The 9841-nt window shown below is 37.3% G+C and carries 10 protein-coding genes (1 of these 10 running past the window's edge); 8 read left to right on the forward strand and 2 right to left on the reverse strand.

Features of this window, described 5'->3' with window-relative positions; all coding sequences use genetic code 11:
* The first annotated feature begins 99 nt into the window (after positions 1-99).
* On the forward strand, positions 100-246 hold the full coding sequence (locus A994_RS13205) for a hypothetical protein (protein ID WP_157787240.1): 147 nt from the start codon (positions 100-102) through the stop codon (positions 244-246).
* Here the strand turns inward: A994_RS13205 and A994_RS00305 are convergent.
* Both A994_RS00305 and A994_RS00310 read right to left on the reverse strand, forming a co-directional pair.
* Complete coding sequence (locus A994_RS00305; RefSeq protein WP_004029238.1) at positions 228-944, reverse strand: M14 family metallopeptidase; 717 nt, start codon at positions 942-944, stop codon at positions 228-230. The genes A994_RS13205 and A994_RS00305 overlap by 19 nt on opposite strands.
* Positions 945-1354: 410 nt before the next feature.
* Complete coding sequence (locus A994_RS00310) at positions 1355-2095, reverse strand: SagB/ThcOx family dehydrogenase (RefSeq protein ID WP_004029239.1); 741 nt, start codon at positions 2093-2095, stop codon at positions 1355-1357.
* A 431-nt stretch (positions 2096-2526) separates the two neighbouring features.
* On the opposite strand from A994_RS00310, the gene A994_RS00315 reads away from it, so the two are divergent.
* The 7 genes from A994_RS00315 to A994_RS00345 all read left to right on the forward strand — a co-directional run.
* A complete protein-coding gene (locus A994_RS00315) occupies positions 2527-2916 on the forward strand; it encodes a hypothetical protein (RefSeq protein WP_004029240.1) in 390 nt (129 codons plus the stop codon).
* Complete coding sequence (locus tag A994_RS00320; RefSeq protein ID WP_004029241.1) at positions 2913-3512, forward strand: DUF4405 domain-containing protein; 600 nt, start codon at positions 2913-2915, stop codon at positions 3510-3512. The genes A994_RS00315 and A994_RS00320 overlap by 4 nt, the downstream gene beginning before the upstream one ends.
* 376 nt (positions 3513-3888) lie before the next feature.
* Positions 3889-5067, forward strand: a complete 1179-nt coding sequence (locus A994_RS00325; protein WP_004029242.1) for an argininosuccinate synthase — start codon at positions 3889-3891, stop codon at positions 5065-5067.
* A 113-nt stretch (positions 5068-5180) separates the two neighbouring features.
* Positions 5181-5441: a pro-sigmaK processing inhibitor BofA family protein gene (locus A994_RS00330; protein ID WP_004029243.1), complete on the forward strand. Its 261-nt coding sequence runs from the start codon at positions 5181-5183 to the stop codon at positions 5439-5441.
* Between the two features lie 276 nt (positions 5442-5717).
* On the forward strand, positions 5718-6470 hold the full coding sequence (locus tag A994_RS00335) for a TetR/AcrR family transcriptional regulator (RefSeq protein ID WP_004029244.1): 753 nt from the start codon (positions 5718-5720) through the stop codon (positions 6468-6470).
* 597 nt (positions 6471-7067) lie between these two features.
* Positions 7068-8501: an MFS transporter gene (locus A994_RS00340; RefSeq protein ID WP_004029245.1), complete on the forward strand. Its 1434-nt coding sequence runs from the start codon at positions 7068-7070 to the stop codon at positions 8499-8501.
* A 55-nt stretch (positions 8502-8556) separates the two neighbouring features.
* Positions 8557-9841: the 5' portion of an amidohydrolase gene (locus A994_RS00345; protein WP_004029246.1), read on the forward strand. It continues 401 nt past the right edge of the window; only the first 1285 of its 1686 coding nucleotides appear in the window; it begins with the start codon at positions 8557-8559; its stop codon lies beyond the right edge, outside the window.

Here is a 9841-nt window from a genome sequence, read left to right on the forward strand (position 1 = left end):
CCAGAGAAGAAATAATTATATACAATGTTTATTTTGCATATGAAAACTTTATTATCATCAAAAAAATCATAATTAACATTATATTGAAAAATTGAATTGTTGCCAAAATATACTGTTGAAAAATATACTGTTGAAAAATATACTGTTGAAAAATATACTGTTGAAAAATATACTGTTGAAAAATATACTGTTGAAAAATATACTGTTGAAAAATATACTGTTAAATATTATATTACGTTGAAATAGTTCAGGAAAGATTTCATCTGCATTAAAGATCTTTCAACACTTCCAGAATCCACTTTTCCATTTCTAGAGACCACTTCACAGGTAACAGCCGGTATTCCACTGAGATTCAACTCATCTTCCAGTGCACCACCGTATAGTGTCCCAGCTTTTTCCTGGGAAATAACCTTGGAGGATGTCTGGCTGGTTATATGATCTGCTATTTTAAAACTCTTATAACAAGGCTTTTTAGAGCAAAAAACACTCTCTATTCCAGGATTACTCTGGGGTTGGGTGGAGTGAAAATCAGCTGCGGCCTGAATTTCCAGTTTCTGGGCTGTTTTTAAAATGTTATTGGAAACATATCCTTCAGTAAAGGTCTTCCGATTCATGTCCCAACCCTGGAATCTTCGTGAATTTTTCATGGTGGCATAGGGTATGGCAATGGGGATGGTGTAAACTGTTCCGTTGATTTTTTTATCTTCCAGATAATTTAAGAGTTTAAAAAAAGCCACTTGAGGGGGGAGTTCGTTTCCATGAATTCCAGCACATAGAAGAATGCGAGGAGATCCAGATCCAAACTTTAAAAGCGGAGTTCCCTTTAACGCAGCATCAATTAAATGTTTTCCAATATTCCCTGGAATCAATTCTTTCATTAAATCAGGATTAAGGGAAATGTCACCCCCAGTATCATGGGCAATAGTTATAATTTCACAGTCCATACTAACTCACCAAGCACTAAATCACACCATTCACCAAACTATTCCTTTAAACTATTCCTTTAAACTATGATTTACAAGTGAAATAAAATATTACAGCGAGTATTTGATACATTCTTCATTAATTCGAGTCCGGGATTTCCATCAAATATCAGGCAGATAAAAGAGTTTGCAATTTACTACCCTGCACTCATTTATTGCACTATAACACCCTATAACTTTGATTGATTTGCCTAAGATACCTAAGATACCTAAGATACCTAAGATACCTAAGATACCTAAGATACCTAAGATACCTAAGATACCTAAGATACCTAAGATACCTAAGATACCTAAGATACCTAAGATACCTAAGATACCTAAGATACCTAAGATACCTAAGATACCTAAGATACCTAAGATACCTAAGATACCTAAGATGCCGAGTAACCTACTGGATAAATGTATATGGGGGTTTCATTGGAAGGCAGCTTTAAAAGGTTTATCATCTGATCATCGTAGAAAGAACCAATGGCCACTGCCCCCAGACCACGGGCAACTGCTTCTAAATATATGTTCTCCCCGATATGACCAGCTTCAATATCCACGAAACGAGTGCTTAAATTTTCATCAGGATACTTGTCCTTCATTTTCTGATAGTTTCCGGTGATCACTATACTTATGGGTGCCTGATCAACCCATTCTTGCCCATGTGCTGCCTGTGACAGGGCGTGAGTTTGATCACCATCTACAATCTTTTCTAAAGTGTTATTATAAGGATTGTACTGATATATGCCTGCTTCAAGGCCCTGAACACCATTATTCCCTGCAACTAGATATACTTCCATGGGGAAAACATGCCCCGCAGAAGGGGCAGATCGGTAATTCCTTTCAGAGTCAGTGATTCCTTGAGCAGCCCATAAAAGCTGTGAAACATCCTGTAAGGTAAGGGAAGTTGTGGTGAAATTTCTAACCGAACGTCTGTTTTTTATGGCCTGATCCACAGACATTCCACTGGTAATTTCAGCTTGAGGAAGATTATACGTTCCTAACACCACTCTAGACTGATTTTCGGTTTTAGCCGGTTGCATGAAAACTGTGTAAACTAGGTATGATAACAGAAAAACCGAAAGGAGGATAATTGCCACCAGAATATATTTACTCTTTTTTTGCATTAATTATCACCCGTAAACACTGATTTAATTCTGTGAGTTACTTATCCTACTTAACCAGACACTTTAAGCTTGTCTTAAAAATCTTTAATATTCAAAGATATATTAAATTATCCTAAATTTAAATCATCCTGATTAAAATTATTCCAAATAGGTAGATTTTTTAGATTTTAAATTCTAAAAAAATATAATTTAAAAAAAACATTCCAATGAGCAATATAGTTGTAAAATAAAGTTTTGAAAATATAATAAGTACGGTTTTGAATATTATAGTGTAGTTTTGGATATTATTCCGTGTAGTTTTGGAACACTAATAAATGGATAGAACAATAAAATTCTTAAGTAGTGAAATTCTTAGAAAATAAAAATTTAGGGTTGAATACATGATGAAAAAGCAGATTTGAATTCATAATTATCTTTAATTTACGATTATCATGACCTACGATTTAATACCCATATCCATCATCCTCCTAGTTGCCTACGTGGGGAGTTACCTCCTTTACCATAATAATCATCTAAAAAAATCCACCCACATCCGTTTATGGAATATTCTCATTCTCATAACCTTCATTGTGTCTGCAGGGGTGGGTTTAATACTTTTAATCCTTGCAGAATATGGGATTGCACTCCCCATGAGCCAGGGACTACTTTACTGGCATGTTCAATTCGCCATAGCCATGTTCTGGATTGCACTATTCCACATACATTCCTACTGGATGCCTTCGGCTGGTGGAAAATCCGATGAAGAACTCAAAGAAGAATCAACCCAATTTTCCCCGGAATCAAGCCAGATTGATGAAAAATCTGGGAGGGGATTGAAGTGAAAAAATTATATGTGGTTCTTTTAATCGTTCTCCTCACACCAATAGCAGTTTACGCATGGAACGACTGCCCTTACGGATTATTAAACGATCCATACCCTGGACAGTGCCCCCGTTACCTGGACACCAACCAGAATAATATATGTGACCATTCCGAGTCTCCCAGTTCCGGATCCTTAAACAACAGTTCAATAACAACTCAAGCCAACGAAAATAGTGCTAATGATAAAAACAGTACAAATAACAGCTTTTCTGATATTCAACAGGCCAGATCAGTTCCTTCTCAAAGTTATAACTTGATACCCATAGCCACAACCACTCTTATCCTTTATCTAATTACATATTTATTGTACTTGGAAGACCGACTGAAGAGGAATATCTACTATGTCATCTGGAAATACGTGCTTATGGCAAGCTTTATTGTAACCGGCGTTACCGGACTCATCCTGACAATATTCATTAATTATGGAATTCAATCCTCCTGGAATTTAACCATAGATTTCTGGCATGCAGAATTTGCAATTATAATGGCAGTTAGCACGTTATTACACATACACCTATACTGGAAACAGGTTAAACGAGTCTTCAAGGCAGTTTAATCATGGATTTTTTTATTTTGATTTTCTTTATTACCACCACATGAATCTTATTACTCCACCTAAATCCTATTACATCCAATTAAATGTTAACATAATTTGCATCCATTTAATCGTTTATCAAAATGATATTTTGATCAAAAATGATTTAAAAAACCCACTTTTAAAATAAGGAAACCCATACTATGCAATGAAAATCGTACCGGTGGAGGTTGTATAAAAAATTGTATTCTTAAAAAAATAAAAAAATCCTTTGTTATATAATAATACAATAAAGTTTTTTATAGGCCTGTTATCATAACTTTATCAATATTTATTCTGCTACAAAATACCAATAATATATCGATACAATAAATTAGAGTATCAAGGAGATTTAAAAATGGAAAAAGTGGTTCTGGCGTTCAGCGGTGGGCTGGACACCTCAGTATGCATAAAATTACTGGAAGAAGAATACGACCAGAAAGTTATAACGGCCTGTGTGGATGTTGGACAACCTGAAGAAGAAATCACACGACCTGCTAAACTGGCAGGTGAAATGGGCTTGGAACATTATACTATAGATGCCAAAGATGAATTTGCACGCGAATTCATATTCAAAGCCATCAAAGCTAACGCAGTTTACGAAGGTTACCCCCTGAGCACTGCTCTGGCACGTCCCCTGATTGCCATGAAAATTGTGGAACTGGCTGAGAAGGTTGGTGCTAAGGCTATTGCCCATGGTTGTACTGGTAAGGGGAATGATCAGTTCCGTTTCGAGTCTATAATCCGATCTCACTCAGATTGCAATGTCATTGCTCCTATCCGGGATCTGAACCTCACCCGGACTGAAGAAGTGAAGTATGCTCAGTCCCATGGAATACCCCTCCCCTCAGATAAACTTTACAGTATAGACGAGAATTTATGGGGACGTTCCATAGAAGGTGACATACTGGAGGATCCTATGGTGGAGACCCCTGAAGATGCTTTCAACTGGACCAGATCCACCGAGGATGCCCCTGATGAAGCAGAGGTAATTGAGATATCCTTTGAGGAAGGTGTTCCCACTGAAATCAACGGAGAACTTATGGGACCCCTGGATATCATCAGGAAAGCCAATGAAATTGCAGGTATCCATGGAATTGGAAGAGTGGATATCATGGAAGACAGGATCATTGGCCTAAAATCAAGGGAAAACTACGAAACACCCGGTGCTGTCCTGTTAATTGCAGCTCACCATGCCCTGGACCAGTTGGTTTTAACCAGAGAGGAATTGAAATTCTCTGAAATTGCGTCACAAACCTATTCTGAACTGGTCTACAATGGATTATGGCACGAACCCCTCCGGGAGGATCTTGATCAACTCATTGACAACATGCAGGGTCGGGCCTCCGGTACTGTCCGGTTGAAACTGCACAAAGGCAGTATACGTATCCTGGGAAGAGAATCCCCATTCAGTCTGTACCAGGAGGAAGCTGTTTCCTTTGAGGATAAGGATATGGATCAGCGGGAAATGGCAGGTATGGTTAAAAATTATGGGATTCAAGCTGCCTGTTATCAGGATATCTGCCGTAGAAAATGATCACCAACCACAGACCCGGTAAATAAAGTGATCGGAAATAAAAGTTGGGGACAAAAAGTTAGGATGAAAATAAAGAATGAAAGCAATCCAGATGATTTAAAGAGGAAACATTAATGGAAATATTGACCATTGTAATCATTGGAGTAGTCCTATTAGTTTTGGGCATATTCTTTGCCGGCATCCTGTTAAAGCTGGGAAAGATCGCCCTGAGCATCCTGTTGCACATGATACTGGGATGGATACTCCTTTTCATCTGGAACATCCTCCCCTTTTTCAAAATCCCCATCAATATACTCACCATGCTGGTGGCAGGTTTTGGTGGAATAATCGGGGTGGCTGTGCTTATTTTAGCTAAAGCATTGGGTTTATATTAAATTTAAATTAATTTACACCTGAATCTATTCTATTTTATTATAAATCCAACAAACCCCTTAATAGTTATTTATTAATAATTTTTAATTTAATACTCCCTACTTTATTCATCTTAATAACATTTAAATAACCTGATTTTTTAGATTAAGTTGATGAAAACTCCCCTCTTTAATAAATAGTTTTATAATCAGATTAAAAGCAAAGTATTATCAATTGATAAACCATAGTTTTATAGTAACTGAAGTTTATTTCGTAACCACCATTTAGAGGTTGAAAGCATGGCCATTCAAGACCGGAGGGAAAGGGAGAAAGAACAGAGGAGAAAAGATATTTTTAAAGCTGCTGAAAAATTATTTTTATCCAGGGGCTATGATGATGTTTCCATGAATGATATTGCCAGTGCAGTTGAGTTGAGCAAAGCCACTCTCTACCTCTACTTTGATAACAAGGAAGAACTTTTTTTTGCCATAGTCCGGAGGGGCAATCTGATCCTAAATTCAATGATCAAAAAAGCAGTTGAAAATGCACAGACTGGAATTGATAAAGTTTCAGCATTCAGAATGGCCCATCATGAATTTAACCGGGATTACCCTGATTATATCCGCATTTATAACTATTTTCAGTCTGGAAGATTTGATATAGCTGATAACTATGACATAACTGAGATCAACAATTCCATTGACTTGAAGTACAGCTGTATACCTGGGGGTACGTACACCAGAACTATGTACAATTTAGAGGATTTTTCCATGAAAAATGCCAGTGAATATCTGAAAGATATTCTTAAAATGCGTAGTGAAAGGTTTTCCATCATGTGCAACTCTGTAACAACCGGGATCAATGATGGAACCATCCGCCCGGATGTGGACCCAGCAGAAGCAGCTATTTTACTATCATCCATCTCAAAAAGCATGTCAGATATTCCTCAGGACCATGAAAAAATACTGGAAAATAAGGGAATCAACCACGACAAATTTATTGTAGACGTTGAAAAGATGATTCGTCATATGATAAAAAACAAAGATAAATGAGTTAAGGTTGTAAAATAAGTATCTCAAATTAAGTTTATCTCAAAAAAATAAGTCCTTATATCTACTATTTTTCTCAAATAAGTTCATATTAACAATATTATTCCATCATTCCATAATATACTCTCTAATTTTTATTAAAAGCATATTATTCCAAATATAACCATTAGATACTCTTTAAATGTGTCTATTCTCTAAAATACACTGAAATATTAATTCTCCTACTATTTCATTGACCGATTTTTTTAATTTTATAAAAGAATTTACAGCTCTTAATTATCATAATTGATTATAGAATATTTTATTTTAATTATTTAAGTTATATTTGGGAATATTATTCTTAAAATACTAATTTTAAATGGCAAATTGCAATTTAAACATTTAATTTAAAGTTTAAATTCGTCAATTTAAAAAGGAACATTTATATAGTACAAAATACTGGTTATTTACTAACCGATAGTCATTAAATGACCATTAATAATTAAAAGTCATGAACTTTACTCAGACAAAGATAAAGTCATGGTAAAAGGAATGAGGCAGTAATCAATTTAATGGATTTAAATGGCAATTCGGAATAAAAAAATTAAGAGGTGGGTTTAAATGGGAAAATCAGTTCAAAATGAATATGAAATACCGGATAACGTTTACAAAAATAAGAATGCAATTTTAATCACAGTTCTAATAGGCATATTTATGTCGGTGCTGGATGGGTACATGGTAACTATAGCCCTACCAACCATCACCACCCAGTTTAACATTAACTTATCGTATTCACAGTGGATCATAACCGGTTATCTGGCAGTGATGACTGGATTCTTTATTATTTTTGGAAAAATTTCCGAATACACTGGAAAAACAAAATTATTCATAGCAGGATGGGTTTTATTCACCCTAAGTTCTTTAGCATGTGGTTTTGCCACCAGTATTAACACACTTATCATTTTCCGCATAATTCAGGCCACTGGCGCTGCAATGGTCGCCGGTGTGTCCGGGGCCATTATTTTCCACTCATTTCCACCAACAGAAATTGGAAAGGCACTGGGTTATTTCGGGGCTGTAGTGGCAATTGGATCTTTAGTAGGTCCTGGACTGGGTGGATTCATCACCAGTACCATCGGATGGCCTTACATATTTTTAATCAACGTGCCTATAGGAATTTTTTTACTGGTTTGTGCCTTTAAATATCTGAAAATTCCTGAAACCACAACACCACACCTTCACCTGGACTGGATAGGTGCGATTTCTCTGGTTATCATGGTAACAACATTAATGTTAGCCTGCGGAGAACTGGCCCAAAGCCTCACCATCAGCACCCCCTTAATTACTTACGGAGCTCTATTCATTTTAGCACTCATCACATTCATCTGGCAGGAATCCAGGAGCAAAAACCCCCTATTGGAGATAAGCCTATTCCACAACAAAAAGTTCACACTGCCAGTTCTGAGTGTATTTATTTTCTCGGTGGCCTTAAACATGGCCATTGTACTTGGACCATTCTATCTTCAGGGAGTAATGAATTATAGCCCGTCACAGGTTGGTTTATTATTCATGCTGGTTCCACTGGCAATGATGTTCGCATCACCATTGGGCGGCAAACTGTACGATAAGTACCATTCAAAATACGCATCAGGACTCAGTATGACGATAGCAGCAATTTCATTCATTTTACTGGGTTATGGATACTTAATTGGAAATTTATGCATAATTATCGGGGCTTTATTCCTGTGGGGAATTGGACAGGGCTTATTCACCAGCCCCAACAGTACAGAAACCATGATTTCCCTTCCCCGGGAAAAAACAGCCATAACATCCAGTGTTTCAACCACTGCCAAAAGTCTGGGAGGAGCATTGGGGGTTTCTTTTGCCAGTATTTTCACCCTAGTTGGGCTAAATATCGCAGGATACACTGGAAATATGTTACTAGCAGGACCACAATTACTTTCCAGCTCTATAAGCACCATTATGTTCATAGCTGGAGGTTTATGCATCATAGCCACTATAACATCAATATTAAGGAATATTAGAGGAGTTTGAGCCTGTATCTGAATAATTTGTTGATAGACTTTAATTGAAAAACTGAGGTGATACTTTGAATAAAAAGACCATGAATGGAGAAAAAATAAACGTAGATGGAGTAAATGAAGAAAAAAATAATGGAAAAGGAATAAATGAAAATAAACCCAACATTGGATTCTTAAATGGGAACATAATTACCATGGACCCTGAAATAGAGAATGCTGAAGCCATAATCATCCAGAATGATCGAATTGTGGATGTGGGAAGTAAAGGCATACTGGAATCATATCCTCATCTGGAGTTAATTGACCTCAAAGGCCAGACCTTAATGCCAGCATTCATCGATGCCCACCATCACCTATCATTTGGATGTCTACTGCAGAAAGGGGCTAATTTAAGAGGCATACTTGAAAAGGATGATGTTCTTCAAAAGATTAAAAATTATGTTCTGGATCATCCGGGAACCGGATGGGTAACTGCATATCCCTGGATGGATGTACATCAGGGTGGCAGTGAAATCACCAGGGAAGATCTGGACAGTCTCAATATCGATAGACCTGTTCTGTTGATACACCACAGTTTCCATAAAAGTGTGGCAAATTCCCTGGCACTTGAACTGGCAGGCATTAATAGTGCAACGGAAGATCCGCGTTGTGGAATGATAGTTCGCAACGAGGAACAAAACCCCACAGGATTACTCATTGAATGTGCGCAAATTCCACTATTCAAATTATCAATGGAATCAAAAAATGAAAATAACCCTGAAAACTATGCTGATCTTATAGAAAAACATGCTAGTGAACTTTTACCATTTGGAATCACTGCTATTCAGGATCCAGGAGTTACTCCCACTGCAGAAGCTGCTTACCGCATTCTAGCTGACGAAGGTAGATTACCTGTTTCTGTGCTCATGATGCCCCATGGTGAGGCAATGTTGGATAATCAGGAAATTAATTTCTTTGAGGGACCAGTTACCGGGACAGGGGATGAGTGGTTGCGTGTGGGTCCAGTGAAACTGTTTGCTGATGGAGGAGTAGCCGGTTCCATGGCATTTTCCGGTAAAATAGAAGGCCAGGTGTGCAAATTTGGTGAAGAAAGAGATGATTTTGAAGATAAATTGATAGAAGCAACTAAAAGGGGTTTCAGAGTCTGTGTTCATTCAATTGGAAATGCAGCAACTGAAGCAACTCTGGACTCATTTGAAAAAGCTGCATCTGTAGCCAGGGAAAACTTTGAGATTAGGCCTCGTTTGGAACATCTATTCCTCCTGAGTGAAGATCAAATTAAACGCCTTTCTGCAATGGGAGGTTGCTCCGCTGTGCAGGCCTGTTTTTTAGAAGGTTCACAGGGCCTGAAAG

This window comes from Methanobacterium formicicum DSM 3637, assembly GCF_000302455.1.
Lineage (GTDB): Archaea > Methanobacteriota > Methanobacteria > Methanobacteriales > Methanobacteriaceae > Methanobacterium > Methanobacterium formicicum_A.

Bases quoted from the DNA above. Each gene is read 5' to 3' on its own strand.
- A994_RS00305 (WP_004029238.1), bottom strand. From the start codon at position 944: ATGGACTGTGAAATTATAACTATTGCCCATGATACTGGGGGTGACATT.
- A994_RS00310 (WP_004029239.1), bottom strand. From the start codon at position 2,095: ATGCAAAAAAAGAGTAAATATATTCTGGTGGCAATTATCCTCCTTTCG.
- A994_RS00315 (WP_004029240.1), top strand. From the start codon at position 2,527: ATGACCTACGATTTAATACCCATATCCATCATCCTCCTAGTTGCCTAC.
- A994_RS00325 (WP_004029242.1), top strand. From the start codon at position 3,889: ATGGAAAAAGTGGTTCTGGCGTTCAGCGGTGGGCTGGACACCTCAGTA.
- A994_RS00330 (WP_004029243.1), top strand. From the start codon at position 5,181: ATGGAAATATTGACCATTGTAATCATTGGAGTAGTCCTATTAGTTTTG.
- A994_RS00335 (WP_004029244.1), top strand. From the start codon at position 5,718: ATGGCCATTCAAGACCGGAGGGAAAGGGAGAAAGAACAGAGGAGAAAA.
- A994_RS00340 (WP_004029245.1), top strand. From the start codon at position 7,068: ATGGGAAAATCAGTTCAAAATGAATATGAAATACCGGATAACGTTTAC.